This is a genomic window from Citrobacter sp. CK185, from assembly GCF_030333565.1.
GTDB lineage: Bacteria > Pseudomonadota > Gammaproteobacteria > Enterobacterales > Enterobacteriaceae > Citrobacter_B > Citrobacter_B koseri.
The window spans coordinates 1,080,023-1,097,347 of the sequence record NZ_JAOWFR010000026.1 but is presented as its reverse complement, the minus strand read 5'-3'; the positions used below and the strand labels follow the sequence as shown (position 1 = coordinate 1,097,347).

At 58.4% G+C, this 17,325-nt stretch carries 18 protein-coding genes; all 18 read left to right on the top strand.

Annotated features, from left to right (window positions below):
• Nucleotides 1-10 precede the first annotated feature (10 nt).
• The 18 genes from maeB to eutR all read left to right on the top strand — a co-directional run bounded on the left by maeB (nucleotide 11) and on the right by eutR (nucleotide 17,325).
• Nucleotides 11-2,290: an NADP-dependent oxaloacetate-decarboxylating malate dehydrogenase gene (gene maeB / locus OGV79_RS19885; protein ID WP_286468824.1), complete on the top strand. Its 2,280-nt coding sequence runs from the start codon at nucleotides 11-13 to the stop codon at nucleotides 2,288-2,290.
• 159 nt (nucleotides 2,291-2,449) lie between these two features.
• The gene (eutS, locus tag OGV79_RS19880) at nucleotides 2,450-2,785 is read left to right on the top strand and encodes an ethanolamine utilization microcompartment protein EutS (protein ID WP_047462111.1); all 336 of its coding nucleotides are present in this window, start codon (nucleotides 2,450-2,452) and stop codon (nucleotides 2,783-2,785) included.
• Nucleotides 2,786-2,798: 13 nt separating this feature from the next.
• Nucleotides 2,799-3,278, top strand: a complete 480-nt coding sequence (gene eutP, locus OGV79_RS19875) for an ethanolamine utilization acetate kinase EutP (RefSeq protein ID WP_012131327.1) — start codon at nucleotides 2,799-2,801, stop codon at nucleotides 3,276-3,278.
• Complete coding sequence (gene eutQ / locus OGV79_RS19870; protein WP_012131328.1) at nucleotides 3,256-3,945, top strand: ethanolamine utilization acetate kinase EutQ; 690 nt, start codon at nucleotides 3,256-3,258, stop codon at nucleotides 3,943-3,945. The genes eutP and eutQ overlap by 23 nt, the downstream gene beginning before the upstream one ends.
• A gap of 9 nt (nucleotides 3,946-3,954) precedes the next feature.
• Nucleotides 3,955-4,758 carry an ethanolamine utilization cob(I)yrinic acid a,c-diamide adenosyltransferase EutT gene (gene eutT, locus OGV79_RS19865; protein ID WP_012131329.1) on the top strand — a complete coding sequence of 268 codons (804 nt, stop codon included), beginning with the start codon at nucleotides 3,955-3,957 and terminating at the stop codon, nucleotides 4,756-4,758.
• Nucleotides 4,755-5,771, top strand: coding sequence for a phosphate acetyltransferase (gene pta, locus OGV79_RS19860; RefSeq protein ID WP_286468823.1), 1,017 nt, complete (start codon nucleotides 4,755-4,757; stop codon nucleotides 5,769-5,771). The genes eutT and pta overlap by 4 nt, the downstream gene beginning before the upstream one ends.
• 39 nt (nucleotides 5,772-5,810) lie before the next feature.
• Complete coding sequence (eutM, locus tag OGV79_RS19855; protein WP_000387720.1) at nucleotides 5,811-6,101, top strand: ethanolamine utilization microcompartment protein EutM; 291 nt, start codon at nucleotides 5,811-5,813, stop codon at nucleotides 6,099-6,101.
• A gap of 144 nt (nucleotides 6,102-6,245) precedes the next feature.
• On the top strand, nucleotides 6,246-6,533 hold the full coding sequence (gene eutN, locus OGV79_RS19850; protein WP_024130131.1) for an ethanolamine utilization microcompartment protein EutN: 288 nt from the start codon (nucleotides 6,246-6,248) through the stop codon (nucleotides 6,531-6,533).
• Between the two features lie 11 nt (nucleotides 6,534-6,544).
• Nucleotides 6,545-7,948 (top strand): aldehyde dehydrogenase family protein, encoded by a 1,404-nt coding sequence (locus tag OGV79_RS19845; protein ID WP_047462117.1) that lies wholly within the window; start codon nucleotides 6,545-6,547, stop codon nucleotides 7,946-7,948.
• A gap of 36 nt (nucleotides 7,949-7,984) precedes the next feature.
• On the top strand, nucleotides 7,985-8,824 hold the full coding sequence (gene eutJ / locus OGV79_RS19840) for an ethanolamine utilization protein EutJ (RefSeq protein ID WP_012131333.1): 840 nt from the start codon (nucleotides 7,985-7,987) through the stop codon (nucleotides 8,822-8,824).
• A complete protein-coding gene (gene eutG / locus OGV79_RS19835) occupies nucleotides 8,814-10,001 on the top strand; it encodes an ethanolamine utilization ethanol dehydrogenase EutG (protein WP_012131334.1) in 1,188 nt (395 codons plus the stop codon). The genes eutJ and eutG overlap by 11 nt, the downstream gene beginning before the upstream one ends.
• A gap of 123 nt (nucleotides 10,002-10,124) precedes the next feature.
• Nucleotides 10,125-11,351, top strand: coding sequence for an ethanolamine utilization protein EutH (gene eutH / locus OGV79_RS19830; RefSeq protein ID WP_047462122.1), 1,227 nt, complete (start codon nucleotides 10,125-10,127; stop codon nucleotides 11,349-11,351).
• Complete coding sequence (gene eutA, locus OGV79_RS19825; protein WP_012131336.1) at nucleotides 11,348-12,751, top strand: ethanolamine ammonia-lyase reactivating factor EutA; 1,404 nt, start codon at nucleotides 11,348-11,350, stop codon at nucleotides 12,749-12,751. The genes eutH and eutA overlap by 4 nt, the downstream gene beginning before the upstream one ends.
• An 11-nt stretch (nucleotides 12,752-12,762) precedes the next feature.
• Nucleotides 12,763-14,124, top strand: a complete 1,362-nt coding sequence (gene eutB, locus OGV79_RS19820; RefSeq protein ID WP_286468822.1) for an ethanolamine ammonia-lyase subunit alpha — start codon at nucleotides 12,763-12,765, stop codon at nucleotides 14,122-14,124.
• 20 nt (nucleotides 14,125-14,144) lie between these two features.
• Entirely contained in the window at nucleotides 14,145-15,050 is a 906-nt protein-coding gene (gene eutC / locus OGV79_RS19815) for an ethanolamine ammonia-lyase subunit EutC (RefSeq protein ID WP_012131338.1), read from the top strand.
• 9 nt (nucleotides 15,051-15,059) lie between these two features.
• A complete protein-coding gene (eutL, locus tag OGV79_RS19810; protein ID WP_047462132.1) occupies nucleotides 15,060-15,719 on the top strand; it encodes an ethanolamine utilization microcompartment protein EutL in 660 nt (219 codons plus the stop codon).
• An 11-nt stretch (nucleotides 15,720-15,730) separates the two neighbouring features.
• Nucleotides 15,731-16,228, top strand: a complete 498-nt coding sequence (eutK, locus tag OGV79_RS19805; protein ID WP_012131340.1) for an ethanolamine utilization microcompartment protein EutK — start codon at nucleotides 15,731-15,733, stop codon at nucleotides 16,226-16,228.
• A 44-nt stretch (nucleotides 16,229-16,272) separates the two neighbouring features.
• On the top strand, nucleotides 16,273-17,325 hold the full coding sequence (gene eutR, locus OGV79_RS19800) for an HTH-type transcriptional regulator EutR (RefSeq protein WP_012131341.1): 1,053 nt from the start codon (nucleotides 16,273-16,275) through the stop codon (nucleotides 17,323-17,325).

Sequence of the window (17,325 nt, the reverse complement as noted above, 5' to 3'; positions counted from 1 at the left end):
GAACAACAAGATGGATGACCAATTAAAACAAAGCGCCCTCGATTTCCACGAATTTCCCGTTCCAGGTAAAATCCAGGTTTCCCCGACCAAGCCCCTTGCCACACAGCGCGATCTGGCGCTGGCCTATTCGCCAGGCGTAGCGGCGCCGTGTCTTGAAATTGAAAAAGACCCGCTGGCGGCTTACAAATACACCGCTCGCGGCAATCTGGTCGCGGTGGTCTCTAACGGAACGGCGGTACTCGGCCTGGGCAACATCGGCGCGCTGGCCGGTAAACCGGTAATGGAAGGTAAGGGCGTTCTGTTTAAGAAATTCGCGGGCATCGACGTGTTTGATATTGAAGTCGACGAACATAACCCGGATAAATTCATTGATGTCGTTGCCGCGCTGGAGCCGACGTTCGGCGGGATTAACCTCGAAGATATTAAAGCGCCTGAATGTTTCTATATCGAGCAGAAACTGCGTGAGCGCATGAATATTCCGGTATTCCATGATGACCAGCACGGAACGGCGATTATCAGCACCGCCGCGATTCTTAACGGCCTGCGCGTGGTGGAAAAAAATATCTCTGACGTGCGGATGGTGGTTTCCGGGGCAGGGGCGGCGGCAATCGCCTGTATGAACCTGCTGGTAGCGTTGGGGATGCAGAAACACAATATCGTGGTCTGTGACTCGAAAGGCGTTATCTATAAAGATCGCGAACCCAACATGGTGGAGACCAAAGCGGCCTATGCGGTGGTGGATGACGGCAAACGCACGCTGGATGACGTGATCGACGGGGCGGACATTTTCCTGGGCTGTTCCGGCCCGAAAGTGCTGACCCAGGAGATGGTGAAAAAAATGGCGCGTGCGCCGATGATCCTGGCGCTGGCGAACCCGGAGCCGGAAATTCTGCCGCCGCTGGCGAAAGAGGTGCGTTCAGACGCCATCATTTGTACCGGACGTTCCGACTATCCGAACCAGGTCAACAATGTGCTCTGTTTCCCGTTCATCTTCCGTGGCGCGCTGGATGTCGGCGCAACCGCGATCAACGAAGAGATGAAACTGGCGGCGGTACACGCCATTGCCGAACTGGCGCACGCCGAACAAAGTGAAGTGGTCGCTTCCGCCTATGGCGATCAGGATTTGAGCTTCGGCCCGGAATACATCATTCCAAAACCGTTCGACCCGCGCCTGATTGTGAAGATTGCGCCTGCCGTGGCGAAAGCGGCGATGGATTCCGGCGTGGCGACGAGGCCGATCGCTGATTTCGATGCCTACATCGATAAGCTGACCGAATTTGTCTACAAAACCAACCTGTTCATGAAGCCAATCTTCTCTCTGGCCCGTAAAGCGCCGAAGCGCGTGGTACTGGCGGAAGGGGAAGAGGCGCGTGTCCTGCATGCGACGCAGGAGCTGATTACGTTAGGTCTGGCGAAACCGATCCTGATTGGTCGCCCGAGCGTGATCGAAATGCGCATTCAGAAGCTGGGGCTACAGATCAAATCGGGTGTGGATTTTGAGATCGTCAATAATGAATCCGATCCGCGCTTCAAAGAGTACTGGGGTGAATACTATAAGATCATGAAACGCCGTGGCGTGACGCAGGAACAGGCGCAGCGGGCGGTGATCAGCAATACCACGGTGATTGGCGCGATCATGGTTCTGCGCGGTGAAGCGGATGCGATGATCTGCGGCACCATCGGCGAATACCACGAACACTTCAGCGTGGTGCAGGAACTGTTTGGCTACCGTGAGGGCGTCCACGCGGCGGGGGCGATGAACGCCTTGCTGTTGCCGAGCGGCAACACCTTTATCGCCGACACCTATGTCAATGACGACCCGACGCCGGAGCAACTGGCGGAAATTACGTTAATGGCTGCGGAAACGGTGCGCCGCTTTGGTATTGAGCCGAAGGTGGCGCTGTTGTCGCATTCCAACTTTGGTTCGTCTAAGTCTGTCGCTGCTTGCAAAATGCGTCAGACGCTGGAGTTAGTACGCGAGCGCGCGCCTGAGCTGATGATCGACGGAGAAATGCACGGTGATGCCGCGCTGGTTGAAAGTATTCGCAACGACAGGATGCCGGACAGCCTGCTGAAAGGAGCGGCGAATATTTTAATTATGCCTAACGTGGAGGCCGCGCGTATTAGTTACAACTTACTGCGTGTCTCCAGCTCGGAAGGCGTGACGGTAGGGCCGGTATTGATGGGCGTTGCCAAACCGGTGCATGTATTAACGCCGATCGCTTCTGTTCGCCGTATCGTTAATATGGTGGCGCTGGCGGTGGTCGAAGCGCAAACGCAGCCACTGTAATTTCACTTTAATTCATTCCGGCGCGGGGTTCCCCGCGCTTTTTTATTTCCTCCTTTCTTAGTGATCTACTTCACCTTTTAAATCTGCTTGCCGAATTTTGTTATTTACTCTGACAAAAAATTGCCACGATGAGGTCAGTTTCAGCGGAGGCGGTGAGCAATGGATAAAGAACGCATTATTCAGGAATTTGTGCCGGGGAAACAGGTCACGCTGGCGCATCTGATTGCCCACCCGGGTGAAGAACTGGCGAAAAAGATCGGCGTTCCCGAAGCGGGCGCCATCGGCATCATGACGCTAACGCCAGGGGAAACGGCGATGATCGCGGGCGATTTAGCCATGAAAGCCGCCGATGTTCATATCGGTTTTCTCGATAGATTCAGCGGCGCGCTGGTGATTTATGGCTCCGTTGGCGCCGTCGAAGAAGCCTTATTGCAAACGGTCAACGGGCTGGGACGCTTATTAAATTTCACGTTGTGCGAATTAACAAAAAGTTAATTGGGGGGCGGCAATGAAACGTATTGCGTTTGTCGGCACCGTTGGCGCGGGGAAAACAACGCTTTTTAACGCCTTGCAGGGAAATTATTCCCTCGCCCGAAAAACACAAGCCGTGGAATTTAATGACAACGGCGATATCGATACGCCGGGAGAATATTTTAGCCATCCTCGCTGGTATCACGCCTTAATTACCACGCTACAGGATGTGGATACGCTGATTTATGTACATGCGGCAAATGACCGCGAAAGTCGCTTACCCGCCGGGTTATTGGATATTGGCGCCAGTAAACGACACATCGCCGTCATCAGCAAAACGGACATGCCGGATGCCGACGTCGCCGCCGCGCGACAGCTACTGAGCGGGTTGGGATTTCAGGAGCCGATTTTCGAGCTCAACAGCCATGACCCGCAAAGTGTGCAGCACCTGGTGGATTATCTGGCAGCACTCACCGAACAGGAGGAAGGCGCAGGTGAAGAAACTCATCACAGCTAACGATATTCGTGCGGCTCACGCACGCGGCGAACAGGAAATGTCGGTTGTTCTGCGCGCCAGCATCATTACCCCGGAGGCCCGCGAAGTTGCGGAACTGCTGGACTTCACGATCGTGGAATGCGACGAATCGGCACCGGCTGTCGCGCCGGTGGAAGACGCGAAAACCGAAAGTCAGCGCATTCGTGAAACCATCATCGCGCAACTGCCGGAAGGGCAATTTACCGAAAGCCTGGTCGCGCAGCTGATGGACAAAGTGATGAAGGAAAAACAGTCGCTGGAGCAGGCTGACATGCAGCCGGGCTTTAAGTCGGTCACCGGCAAGGGCGGCGTAAAAGTGATCGACGGCAGCAGCGTGAAGTTTGGTCGCTTCGACGGCGCGCAGCCCCACTGCGTCGGCTTAACGGATTTGGTCACCGACAAGGACGGCAGCAGCATGGCCGCCGGGTTCATGCAGTGGGATAACGCGTTTTTCCCGTGGACGCTGAACTACGACGAGATCGATATGGTACTGGAGGGCGAACTGCATGTGCGTCATGAAGGCGAAACCATGATCGCGAAAGCCGGGGACGTGATGTTTATCCCGAAAGGCTCCAGCATTGAGTTTGGCACACCGTCGACCGTGCGCTTCTTATACGTTGCCTGGCCTGCGAACTGGCAGTCCTGCTAAGGCGGATGTATGAAGGATTTCATTACCGAAGCATGGCTCAGAGCGAATCATACGCTCAGCGAAGGGGCGGAGATCCATCTTCCCGCTGACGCTCGCCTGACGCCATCTGCCCGGGAATTGCTGGAAAGTCGCCATTTGCGCATCAAGTTTCTGGATGAGCAAGGCCGTCTTTTTGTCGATGACGATGAGCAGCAATTACAGCCGGTGCACGGTTTGACCAGCAGCGATACGCACCCTAAGGCGTGCTGCGAACTGTGTCGCCAGCCGGTGGCGAAAAAGCCCGATACGCTGACCCACCTGACCGCCGACAAAATGGTTGCGAAAAGCGATCCGCGCCTGGGATTTCGCGCCGCGCTGGACAGCACCATCGCGCTGGTGGTGTGGCTGCAAATTGAGTTGCCGGAGCAGTGGCAGCCCTGGCTTGCCGACATTCGTTCCCGCCTGGGCAACATCATGCGTGCCGATGCGATGGATGAACCGCTGGCCGCGCAGGCCATTGTGGGGCTAAACGAAGACGAATTGCATCGTCTGTCCCATCAGCCGCTGCGCTATCTCGATCACGATCATCTGGTGCCGGAAGCCAGCCACGGCCGCGATGCCGCGCTGCTGAATCTGCTGCGTACCAAAGTGCGTGAGACGGAAGTCGTGGCCGCTCAGGTCTTTATCACCCGCAATTTTGACGTGCTGCGCCCGGATCTTCTACAGGCGTTGAACCGCCTCTCCAGTACGGTCTACGTGATGATGATTTTGTGCGTGACAAAGCATCCGCTCACCGTCAGCCAGATTCAACAGCGACTGGGAGGGGAGCAATGATCATTGAACGTTGCCGCGAACAGGCCTTACGCACGCCCGCCAGAGTGGTCTTCCCGGATGCGCTGGATGTCCGTGTCCTGAAGGCGGCGCACTATCTGCAACGGTATGGTCTGGCGCGACCGGTTCTTGTCACCAGCCCGTTTGCGCTACGCCAGTTTGCGCTCACTCACCGTATCGCGATGGATGGCATTCAGGTGATTGACCCACAGAGCAATCTGTCTATGCGCGAGGTGTTCGCCGGGCGTTGGCTGGCGCGGGCGGGAGAGAAAACACCGCCGGATGCGCTGGAAAAACTGAACGACCCGCTGATGTTCGCCGCCGCGATGGTGAGCGCCGGTCATGCCGATGTGTGCATTGCCGGCAACCTCTCTTCGACAGCGAACGTGCTGCGGGCAGGGCTACGCCTGATCGGTTTGCAGCCGGGCTGCAAAACGCTGTCGTCGATCTTCCTGATGCTGCCGCAGTACACCGGGCAGGCGCTGGGATTCGCCGATTGCAGCGTGGTGCCGCAACCCACGGCGGCGCAACTGGCGGATATCGCCATCGCCAGCGCGCAGACCTGGCGAACCATTACCGGAGAGGAGCCTCGGGTCGCCATGCTGTCGTTCTCCAGTCATGGCAGCGCGCGTCACCCCAATGTCGCCAATGTGCAGCAGGCGACAGAGATCGTTCGCGAGCGCGCGCCGGATTTGATTGTTGACGGCGAGTTGCAGTTCGACGCCGCTTTTGTCCCGGACGTCGCCGCGCAAAAAGCGCCCGCCAGTCCGTTACAGGGCAAAGCCAATGTGATGGTCTTTCCGTCACTGGAAGCGGGCAACATTGGCTACAAAATCGCCCAGCGTCTGGGAGGATATCGCGCCGTTGGGCCGCTGATTCAGGGGCTTGCCGCACCGCTTCACGATCTCTCCCGAGGCTGTAGCGTACAGGAAATTATCGAACTGGCGTTGGTGGCAGCAGTGCCGCGCCAGACTGACGTGAGTCGTGAACTCGACTCGCAAACACTGGTTGTATAAAGGTCCCGTCTGGACCCCCTTACCGAAGAGGAAAACACAATGGAAGCATTAGGAATGATTGAAACCCGGGGCCTGGTTGCACTGATTGAGGCCTCTGATGCGATGGTTAAAGCAGCACGCGTGAAACTGGTTGGCGTGAAGCAGATTGGCGGCGGTCTGGTCACCGCGATGGTGCGTGGCGATGTGGCAGCGTGCAAAGCCGCTACTGATGCCGGCGCCGCAGCGGCGCAGCGTATTGGCGAACTGGTTTCCGTACACGTCATTCCGCGCCCGCACGGCGATCTGGAAGAGGTGTTCCCGATCAGCTTCAAAGGTGACAGCAATATCTAAGCTGGATGGCTACGTCTGATCGTGTAGGCCGGAGAAGACGCAAACGCGTCGCCATCCGGCAATGAGATGGCATCGATGCCGGATGGCGCCTCGCTTATCCGGCCTACAGTTTCGGCACGCAACACACAACACATGGAGGCGGGTATGAAGCTGGCAGTCGTCACAGGACAAATTGTTTGTACGGTGCGCCATGAAGGACTCGCGCATGACAAATTGCTGATGGTGAAAATGATTGATGCCGAAGGGAATCCCGACGGGCAGTGCGCCGTTGCAATCGACAGCATTGGGGCGGGAACCGGGGAGTGGGTGCTGCTGGTTAGCGGCAGTTCTGCCCGCCAGGCGCATCGGAGCGAATCCTCACCTGTCGATCTGTGCGTGATTGGTATTGTCGATGAAGTGGTGGCTGGCGGGAAAGTCGTTTTCCATAAATAGGACTGAACATCATGAATCAACAGGATATTGAACAGGTGGTAAAAGCGGTATTGCTGAAAATGAAAGACAGCAGTCAACCTGCCGCCGCCGTTCATGAAATGGGCGTCTTTGCCTCCCTGGATGACGCCGTTGCCGCAGCGAAAGTGGCTCAGCAGGGGCTGAAGAGCGTGGCCATGCGCCAGCTCGCTATTCATGCGATACGTGAGGCGGGTGAAAAGCACGCCAGAGAACTGGCGGAACTTGCCGTGTCAGAAACCGGCATGGGACGCGTCGAAGATAAATTAGCGAAAAACGTGGCGCAGGCGCGCGGTACGCCGGGCGTGGAATGCCTCTCGCCGCAGGTACTGACCGGCGATAACGGTCTGACCTTAATTGAAAATGCGCCGTGGGGGGTTGTGGCGTCGGTCACGCCGTCCACCAATCCGGCGGCAACCGTGATTAACAACGCCATTAGCCTGATTGCCGCAGGCAACAGCGTGATCTTTGCGCCGCATCCGGCGGCGAAAAAGGTTTCTCAGCGCGCCATTACGCTGCTTAACCAGGCGGTTGTTGCCGCAGGCGGCCCGGCTAACCTGCTGGTGACCGTTGCGAACCCGGATATCGAAACCGCCCAGCGCCTCTTTAAATATCCCGGTATCGGCCTGCTGGTGGTGACCGGCGGCGAAGCGGTCGTTGAGGCCGCGCGTAAACACACCAACAAACGTCTGATTGCCGCAGGCGCCGGGAACCCGCCGGTGGTGGTGGATGAAACCGCTGACCTGGCGCGTGCCGCGCAGTCCATCGTCAAAGGCGCATCCTTCGATAACAACATCATTTGCGCCGACGAGAAGGTGCTGATTGTTGTCGATAGCGTTGCCGATGAACTGATGCGCCTGATGGAAGGGCAGCATGCGGTGAAACTCACCGCCGCACAGGCCGAACAGCTTCAGCCGGTATTGCTGAAAAATATCGACGAGCGTGGCAAAGGAACGGTCAGCCGCGACTGGGTTGGGCGTGACGCCGCCAAAATCGCCGCCGCGATTGGGCTGACGGTGCCGGAGCAAACGCGCTTGCTGTTTGTGGAAACGCCTGCCACGCACCCGTTCGCAGTCACGGAACTGATGATGCCGGTACTGCCGGTGGTGCGGGTTGCCAACGTAGAAGAGGCCATTGAGCTGGCGGTCACGCTGGAAGGCGGTTGCCACCATACGGCGGCGATGCACTCGCGCAACATCGACAACATGAACCGGATGGCAAACGCCATTGATACCAGCATCTTCGTCAAGAACGGGCCGTGTATCGCCGGGCTGGGTCTGGGCGGCGAAGGCTGGACCACCATGACCATTACTACGCCAACCGGGGAAGGGGTGACCAGCGCGCGCACCTTCGTGCGTCTGCGTCGCTGCGTGTTGGTGGATGCGTTTCGCATTGTCTGATTCCGGCCCAGCAGACTGTCTATAAGGAGAAAAGAGATGGCGCACGATGAACAACGTTGGCTGACGCCGAGACTCCAGAAAGCCGCTGAGCTGTGTAATCAGCATCCCGTCGCCAGCGATTCGCCGCTGTGGCTGGGTATTGATTTAGGGACGTGCGATGTGGTGTCGATGGTTGTCGACCGCGACGCGCAGCCAGTCGCCGTTTGTCTGGACTGGGCTGACGTCGTGCGTGACGGCATCGTCTGGGACTTCTTCGGCGCCGTCACCATCGTGCGTCGCCATCTCGACACGCTCGAACGCCAGCTTGGCTGCCAGTTCACCCACGCGGCGACCTCATTTCCGCCAGGCACCGACCCGCGTATCTCCATCAATGTTCTGGAATCCGCCGGGCTGGAGGTCAGTCATGTGCTGGATGAGCCGACCGCTGTGGCGGATCTGCTGCGACTGGATAACGCGGGCGTGGTGGATATCGGCGGCGGTACGACGGGGATCGCCATTGTGAAGCAGGGCAAGGTGACTTACTCCGCTGATGAAGCGACCGGCGGACACCATATTTCCCTGACGCTGGCCGGAAACCGCCGCATCGAACTGGAAGACGCTGAGCAGTTCAAGCGCAGCAACGCCCGGGAGATTTGGCCGGTGGTAAAACCGGTATACGAAAAGATGGCGGAGATTGTTGCCCGGCATATCGAAGGGCAAGGTATAGCCGATCTGTGGCTGGCGGGCGGCTCCTGTATGCAACCGGGCGTGGATGAACTATTCCGTAAACGCTTCCCGGAACTGCGGGTGCATTTACCTGAACACAGCCTGTTTATGACGCCGCTGGCGATTGCCAACAGCGGGAAAGAAAAAGCGGAGGGGATCTATGCAAAGTGAATTGCAGACCGCGCTCTTTCAGGCATTCGATACCCTGAATCTGCAACGGATAAAAACGTTCAGCGTTCCGCCCGTCACGCTGTGCGGCCTGGGGGCGCTTAGCGCCTGCGGGCAGGAAGCGCAAACGCGCGGGCTGACGCATCTGTTTGTCATGGTTGACAGTTTTCTGCATCAGGCAGGGATGACCGCCGGGCTTGAACGGAGTCTGGCGATGAAAGGCGTGGCGATGAGCATCTGGCCCTGCCCGGTGGGAGAACCTTCCATCACTGACGTTTGCGCGGCGGTCGCGCAGCTGCGCGAATCAAAATGTGACGGCGTGGTGGCGTTTGGCGGCGGCTCGGTGCTGGATGCGGCAAAAGCCGTAGCGCTGCTCTTTACCAACCCAGGGCAGACGCTGGCGGATATGACGGCGCAGAGCGTACTGCGCCCGCGTCTGCCGCTGATTGCCGTGCCGACAACGGCGGGTACGGGGTCGGAAACCACCAACGTGACGGTGATTATTGATGCGGTAAGCGGGCGCAAGCAGGTTCTGGCGCATGCCTCGCTGATGCCGGACGTCGCCATTCTGGATGCGGCGCTGACGGAAGGGGTGCCTTCTCACGTAACGGCGATGACCGGGATTGACGCGTTGACCCATGCGGTTGAGGCGTATAGCGCTCTGAATGCCACGCCGTTTACCGACAGCCTGGCGATTGGCGCTATTGCGATGATCGGCAAGTCGCTACCGAAAGCGGTGGGGAACGGGCACGACATGGCGGCGCGGGAAAACATGCTGCTGGCGTCCTGCATGGCGGGGATGGCCTTTTCCAGCGCGGGGCTGGGGCTGTGTCATGCGATGGCGCACCAGCCGGGCGCGACGCTGCATATTCCGCATGGCCAGGCGAACAGTATGTTGCTGCCGACGGTGATGGGATTTAACCGCATGGTGTGTCGCGAACGGTTCAGCCATATCGGCCGGGCGTTACTCAACAAGAAAGCGGACGATCGCGACGCGATCGGCGCAGTTAGCGAACTGATTATTGAAACCGGGCTGACAAAACGCCTCGCCGACGTTGGCGCGACGTCCGCGCATTACAGCGCGTGGGCGCAAGGCGCGCTGGAAGATATTTGTATTCGCAGTAACCCACGAACCGCCACACAGGAACAGATTATCGACCTGTACGCGGCGGCACAATAAAGCATACCAGGATGTAGGCCGGATAAGGCGTTCGCGCCGCCATCCGGCAAAAACGCGGCACTATTGCCTGATGGCGCTGCGCTTATCAGGCCTATGAAACACCTGGCAAATGGAGATAGGGCTATGGGAATTAATGAAATCATCATGTACATCATGATGTTCTTTATGCTGATTGCCGCCGTGGACAGGATCCTGTCGCAGTTTGGCGGTTCGGCGCGTTTTCTCGGTAAATTCGGTAAGAGCATCGAGGGGTCGGGCGGTCAGTTTGAAGAAGGTTTTATGGCGATGGGCGCGCTGGGGCTGGCGATGGTCGGTATGACCGCCCTGGCGCCGGTGCTGGCGAAGCTGCTCGGGCCGGTGATTATCCCGCTGTATGAAATGCTCGGCGCGAACCCGTCGATGTTCGCCGGAACGCTGCTGGCCTGCGATATGGGCGGCTTCTTCCTCGCCAAAGAACTGGCGGGCGGCGATGTGGCGGCATGGCTGTACTCCGGTCTGATCCTGGGGGCGATGATGGGGCCGACGATCGTCTTCTCCATTCCGGTGGCGCTCGGCATTATCGAGCCGTCTGACCGCCGCTACCTGGCGCTGGGCGTGCTGGCGGGGATTGTTACCATTCCCATTGGCTGTATCGCCGGTGGTTTAGTGGCGATGTACTCCGGCGTGGAGATCAACGGGCAACCGGTGGAGTTCACCTTCGCGCTGATCCTGATGAACATGATCCCGGTGATCATCGTCGCGGTGCTGGTTGCGCTGGGGCTGAAATTTATCCCGGAGAAAATGATCAGCGGTTTCCAGATCTTCGCTAAATTCCTGGTGGCGTTGATCACCATTGGTCTGGCGGCTGCGGTGATTAAATTCCTGCTGGGATGGGAGCTGATCCCAGGCCTCGACCCGATCTTCATGTCCCCTGGCGACCAGCCTGGCGAAGTGATGCGCGCCATTGAAGTGATCGGCTCTATCTCCTGCGTTCTGCTCGGCGCCTATCCGATGGTGCTTCTGCTGACCCGCTGGTTTGAAAAACCGCTGATGCGCGTTGGCGGCCTGTTAAAAATCAACAATATGGCGGCAGGCGGCATGGTAGCGACGCTGGCGAACAATATTCCGATGTTCGGCATGATGAAACAGATGGATACCCGCGGCAAAGTGATCAACTGCGCCTTCGCGGTCTCCGCTGCCTTTGCGCTGGGCGACCACTTAGGCTTTGCGGCCGCCAACATGAACGCGATGATCTTCCCGATGATTGTCGGCAAGCTGATCGGCGGCGTGACGGCGATTGGCGTGGCGATGATGCTGGTGCCCAAAGATGAAGATGTTCCGGCAGAAACGGAAGTGGAGGCGCAGTCGTGAACACTCGCCAGCTACTGAGCGTCGGTATCGATATCGGCACCACCACCACTCAGGTGATCTTCTCACGCCTTGAGCTGGTTAACCGTGCGGCAGTGTCGCAGGTGCCGCGCTACGAATTTATCAAACGTGAAATTAGCTGGCAAAGCCCGGTCTTTTTTACCCCTGTGGATAAGCAGGGCGGATTGAAAGAGGCCGAACTTAAGGCGCTGATTCTGGCTCAGTATCAGGCGGCGGGGATTGCGCCGGAGACGGTGGATTCCGGGGCGATCATCATTACCGGCGAAAGCGCGAAAACCCGCAATGCGCGTCCGGCAGTGATGGCGCTGTCGCAGTCTCTCGGCGATTTTGTCGTCGCCAGCGCCGGGCCGCATCTGGAATCGGTGATTGCCGGGCACGGCGCGGGGGCGCAGACCCTGTCTGAACAGCGTTTGTGTCGCGTGCTCAACATCGACATCGGCGGCGGCACTTCGAACTATGTTCTGTTTGACGCCGGAAAAGTGAGCGGCTCCGCCTGTCTGAACGTGGGCGGCAGATTGCTGGAAACGGACGGTCAGGGGCGGGTGGTGCATGCGCATAAACCGGGGCAGATGATCGTTGAGGCGGTGTTCGGCGCGGGCACTGACGCCCGCTCGCTCAATGCCACACAGCTGGCGCAGGTCGTGCGGCGGATGGCGGATTTGATTGTCGAAATCATTGACGGCGAGCCTTCGCCGCTGGCGCAGGCGCTGATGCAAACCGGATTACTGCCCGCAGGGGTGAAACCGGAGGTGATCACCCTTTCCGGCGGCGTCGGGGAGTGCTACCGCAATCAGCCTGCCGATCCGTTCTGCTTTTCTGATGTCGGCCCGCTGCTGGCGACGGCGCTGCATGAGCACCCGCGCCTGCGTGAGATGAACGTGCAGTTCCCGACGCAAACCGTGCGCGCCACGGTGATTGGCGCGGGGGCGCACACGCTGTCGCTGTCCGGCAGCACCATCTGGCTGGAGGGGGTTGCGCTTCCGCTGCGCAACCTGCCGGTGGCTATTCCACAAGATGAAAACGAACTGGTGGCCGCCTGGGAACAGGCGCTGACTCAGCTCGATCTCGACCCTGGCACTGACGCATACGTGCTGGCGCTTCCCGCCCGGCTTCCGGTGCGCTACGCGGCATTACTCACGGTCATCGACGCGCTGCTGGCGTTTACCGCGCGTTTTCCCAATCCGCATCCCCTGCTGGTGGTGGCCGAGCAGGACTTTGGCAAAGCCCTGGGCATGTTATTGCGCCCACAGTTACAGCAACACCCGCTGGCGGTCATTGACGAAGTGAGCGTCCGGGCGGGGGACTATATCGACATTGGTACGCCTCTTTTTGGCGGATCGGTTGTGCCGGTGACGGTGAAATCACTCGCATTTCCTTCCTGAGGGAACGACTTATGAAACTAAAGACCACATTGTTCGGCAATGTTTATCAGTTTAAGGATGTAAAAGAGGTGCTGGCAAAAGCCAACGAACTGCGTTCGGGGGATGTGCTGGCAGGTGTTGCGGCTGAAAGCTCACAGGAGCGCGTTGCCGCGAAACAGGTGTTGTCGGAAATGTCGGTGGCGGATATTCGCAACAACCCGGTGATTTCCTATGAAGAGGACTGCGTGACGCGTCTGATTCAGGACGACGTCAATGAAACGGCCTATAACCGCATTAAAAACTGGAGCATCAGTGAGCTGCGCGAATATGTGCTGAGTGATGAAACGTCCGTCGATGACATTGCGTTTACGCGTAAAGGGCTGACTTCGGAAGTGGTGGCGGCGGTCGCGAAGATCTGCTCCAACGCCGACCTGATCTACGGTGGCAAGAAAATACCGGTGATCAAAAAGGCCAACACCACCATCGGTATTCCGGGCACCTTTAGCTGCCGTTTGCAGCCGAACGATACCCGTGACGATGTACAGAGTATCGCCGCGCAAATCTATGAAGGGCTCTCTTTCGGGGCGGGCGATGCGGTGATTGGCGTTAACCCGGTAACGGACGACGTGGAAAACTTAAGCCGCGTGCTGGATACCGTGTACGGGGTGATCGACAAGTTCAATATTCCGACGCAGGGCTGCGTGCTGGCGCACGTCACCACTCAGATTGAAGCCATTCGTCGCGGCGCGCCGGGCGGGCTGATTTTCCAGAGTATTTGCGGCAGCGAAAAAGGATTAAAAGAGTTCGGCGTGGAGCTGGCGATGCTGGATGAGGCGCGTGCGGTCGGCGCGGAGTTCAACCGTATCGCCGGGGAAAACTGCCTGTACTTTGAAACCGGGCAGGGTTCTGCGCTTTCGGCTGGAGCCAACTTCGGCGCCGACCAGGTGACGATGGAAGCGCGTAACTACGGCCTGGCGCGGCACTACGATCCGTTCCTGGTGAATACGGTGGTCGGTTTTATCGGGCCGGAGTATCTCTACAACGACCGGCAGATTATTCGCGCTGGTCTGGAAGATCACTTTATGGGCAAGCTGAGCGGCATCTCAATGGGCTGCGATTGCTGTTACACCAACCACGCCGACGCCGATCAGAACCTCAACGAAAACCTGATGATTCTGCTCGCCACCGCAGGCTGTAACTACATTATGGGCATGCCGCTCGGCGACGACATCATGCTCAACTACCAGACCACCGCATTCCACGATACCGCAACGGTACGTCAGTTACTCAACCTGCGTCCGTCACCGGAGTTTGAGCGCTGGCTGGAAACGATGGGCATTATGGAAAACGGTCGCCTGACCAAGCGGGCGGGCGATCCGTCACTGTTCTTCTGATGACGCGGGGATGACATACGATGGATCAAAAACAGATTGAAGAAATTGTACGCAGTGTAATGGCGTCAATGGGCGAGTCGCAGCCGCAGGCCCCCGCAGAATCCGCGCCAGCCTGTAGCGCTAAACAATGTGCCGCACCTTCAGCGCCTTCAGCGGCGGAAAGCTGCGCGCTGGATTTAGGTTCGGCTGAGGCGAAAGCCTGGGTAGGCGTGGAGAATCCGCATCGCGCGGATGTGTTGGCCGAACTGCGCCGCAGCACCGCTGCGCGCGTGTGTACCGGTCGCGCTGGCCCACGTCCGCGCACCCTGGCGCTGTTGCGCTTCCTGGCGGATCACTCGCGTTCGAAAGATACCGTCCTGAAAGAGGTGCCGGAAGAGTGGGTGAAAGCACAGGGGCTGCTGGAAGTGCGTTCGGAAATCAGCGACAAAAACCTCTACCTGACCCGCCCGGATATGGGGCGTCGTCTGAGCCAGGAGGCCATTGACGCGCTGAAAGCGCAGTGTGTCGCCAGCCCGGATGTCCAGGTGGTGATTTCCGATGGTTTATCGACGGATGCGATTACCGCCAACTATGAAGAGATCCTGCCGCCGCTGCTCTCTGGCCTGAAACAGGCGGGGCTGAAAGTCGGGACGCCGTTCTTTGTACGCTATGGCCGCGTGAAGATTGAAGATCAGATCGGCGAAATTCTCGGCGCGAAAGTGGTGATTCTGCTGGTGGGCGAGCGTCCTGGCTTAGGCCAGTCGGAAAGCCTCTCCTGCTATGCGGTTTACTCACCACGGGTGGCAACCACCGTTGAAGCGGATCGTACCTGTATTTCGAATATTCACCAGGGCGGCACGCCGCCGGTTGAAGCCGCAGCGGTAATTGTGGATTTGGCGAAACGTATGCTGGAGCAGAAAGCATCCGGCATCAATATGACCCGTTAAGGAGGCAACATGCCAGCATTAGATTTGATTCGACCGTCGGTCACCGCAATGCGCGTGATTGCCTCGGTGAATGACGGTTTCGCGCGTGAGCTTAAATTACCGTCACATATACGTAGCCTCGGTCTCATCACGGCAGACTCTGATGACGTAACATATATTGCGGCAGACGAAGCGACAAAACAGGCGATGGTGGAAGTGGTGTATGGCCGTTCACTGTATGCCGGAGCGGCCCACGGGCCGTCGCCGACGGCCGGTGAAGTTTTGATTATGTTGGGCGGCCCGAACCCGGCGGAAGTGCGGGCGGGTCTGGATGCGATGGTGGCGCATATTGAAGGCGGCGCAGCGTTCCAGTGGGCCAACGATGCGGAAGATACTGCATTCCTGGCGCATGTGGTTTCGCGTACCGGGTCTTATCTCTCATCAACCTCAGGCATCGCGCTGGGCGATCCTATCGCCTATCTGGTGGCGCCGCCGCTGGAAGCGACGTTTGGCATTGATGCGGCGATGAAATCCGCCGATGTTCAACTGGTGACCTACGTGCCGCCGCCGTCAGAAACCAACTACTCTGCGGCGTTTTTAACGGGGAGCCAGGCCGCCTGTAAAGCCGCCTGCAACGCCTTTACCGATGCCGTTCTGGATATTGCCCGTAATCCCGTCCAGCGCGCGTAAGAGAGGTAGCGATGATCAATGCACTGGGATTACTGGAAGTGGATGGCATGGTTGCCGCCGTTGATGCGGCGGACGCCATGCTGAAAGCCGCCAATGTGCGATTGCTCAGCCACGAAGTGCTCGATCCCGGCAGGCTGACGCTGGTGGTGGAGGGCGATCTGGCGGCGTGTCGCGCGGCGCTGGATGCCGGAAGCGCCGCAGCACAACGCACGGGCCGTGTTATCAGCCGCAAAGAAATTGGGCGGCCGGAAGACGACACCCAGTGGCTGATCGGCGGCTTTAAGCGCCAGCCAACGAAAGTCGGAAAGACGCCAGATGCGCCTGTTACCTCTGAATCCTCAGAAGCGCTGTTGGCGTTATTAGCATCAGTACGTCAGGGAATGACGGCAGGGGAGGTGGCCGCGCATTTTGGCTGGTCACTGGAGCGCGCCAGAAATGCGCTGGAGCAACTCTTTTCTGACGGGGCGTTACGTAAACGCAGTAGTCGCTATCGTCTGAAGAAAGTATAACCTGTCGGAGGTGCCGGGGACGTTGCGCCCCGGCTTTGAAGATCATGAAAAAGACTCGTACAGCAAACTTGCACCATCTTTATCATGAAGCGTTACCCGAAGACGTTAAACTTACGCCTCTGGTTGAGGTGGATAATGTTCACCAGCGGCTGACAACGGACGTCTATGAGCACGCCCTGACGATAACCGCCTGGCAGCAGATTTACGATCAGCTGCATCCCGGTAAATTTCATGGGGAATTCACGGAAATCCTGCTGGATGAAATTCAGGTGTTCCGTGAGTACACCGGTCTGGCGCTGCGTCAGTCTTGCCTGGTCTGGCCGAACTCCTTCTGGTTCGGTATTCCGGCAACGCGCGGCGAGCAAGGTTTTATCGGCACGCAGTGCATTGGCAGCGCGGAGATCGCCACCCGTCCTGGCGGGACGGAGTTTGAGCTGAGTACGCCGGATGATTACACCATCCTTGGCGTGGTTATCTCGGAGGAGGTGCTTACCCGGCAGGCCAATTTCCTGCATCACCCGGAAAGGGTGCTGCATATGCTGCGTAACCAGTCTGCGCTGGAGGTGAAAGAGCAGCATAAAGCGGCGCTGTGGGGCTTTGTCCAGCAGGCGCTGGCGACGTTCAGCGAGAACCCGGAAAACCTGCATCAGCATGCGGTGCGTAAAGTGCTGGGGGATAACCTGCTGCTGGCGATGGGGACGATGCTGGAAGAAGCGCAGCCGATTATAACGGCAGAAAGCGTCAGCCATCAGAGCTATCGAAAATTGCTGTCCCGCGCGCGGGAATACGTGCTGGAGAATATGTCGGAGCCGCTGACGGTGCTCGATCTGTGCAATCAGCTGCACGTCAGCCGCCGCACGTTGCAAAACGCGTTTCACGCGATTCTGGGGATTGGCCCGAACGCGTGGCTGAAGCGGATTCGATTAAACGCGGTGCGAAGGGAGCTGATCAGTCCGTGGTCGCAAAGTTCGACGGTCAAAGAGGCGGCAATGCAGTGGGGGTTCTGGCATCTGGGGCAGTTCGCGACCGATTACCAGCAGCTGTTTGCCGAAAAACCGTCGCTGACGCTGCATCAGCGTATGCGCCAGTGGATGTGA

Coding starts and splice junctions, on each gene's coding strand:
- pta (WP_286468823.1), top strand. CDS start 4,755: ATGATCATTGAACGTTGCCGCGAACAGGCCTTACGCACGCCCGCCAGA.
- eutB (WP_286468822.1), top strand. CDS start 12,763: ATGAAACTAAAGACCACATTGTTCGGCAATGTTTATCAGTTTAAGGAT.
- eutK (WP_012131340.1), top strand. CDS start 15,731: ATGATCAATGCACTGGGATTACTGGAAGTGGATGGCATGGTTGCCGCC.
- eutR (WP_012131341.1), top strand. CDS start 16,273: ATGAAAAAGACTCGTACAGCAAACTTGCACCATCTTTATCATGAAGCG.
- eutP (WP_012131327.1), top strand. CDS start 2,799: ATGAAACGTATTGCGTTTGTCGGCACCGTTGGCGCGGGGAAAACAACG.
- OGV79_RS19845 (WP_047462117.1), top strand. CDS start 6,545: ATGAATCAACAGGATATTGAACAGGTGGTAAAAGCGGTATTGCTGAAA.
- eutL (WP_047462132.1), top strand. CDS start 15,060: ATGCCAGCATTAGATTTGATTCGACCGTCGGTCACCGCAATGCGCGTG.
- eutM (WP_000387720.1), top strand. CDS start 5,811: ATGGAAGCATTAGGAATGATTGAAACCCGGGGCCTGGTTGCACTGATT.
- eutC (WP_012131338.1), top strand. CDS start 14,145: ATGGATCAAAAACAGATTGAAGAAATTGTACGCAGTGTAATGGCGTCA.
- eutN (WP_024130131.1), top strand. CDS start 6,246: ATGAAGCTGGCAGTCGTCACAGGACAAATTGTTTGTACGGTGCGCCAT.
- eutS (WP_047462111.1), top strand. CDS start 2,450: ATGGATAAAGAACGCATTATTCAGGAATTTGTGCCGGGGAAACAGGTC.
- eutT (WP_012131329.1), top strand. CDS start 3,955: ATGAAGGATTTCATTACCGAAGCATGGCTCAGAGCGAATCATACGCTC.
- maeB (WP_286468824.1), top strand. CDS start 11: ATGGATGACCAATTAAAACAAAGCGCCCTCGATTTCCACGAATTTCCC.
- eutH (WP_047462122.1), top strand. CDS start 10,125: ATGGGAATTAATGAAATCATCATGTACATCATGATGTTCTTTATGCTG.
- eutG (WP_012131334.1), top strand. CDS start 8,814: ATGCAAAGTGAATTGCAGACCGCGCTCTTTCAGGCATTCGATACCCTG.
- eutJ (WP_012131333.1), top strand. CDS start 7,985: ATGGCGCACGATGAACAACGTTGGCTGACGCCGAGACTCCAGAAAGCC.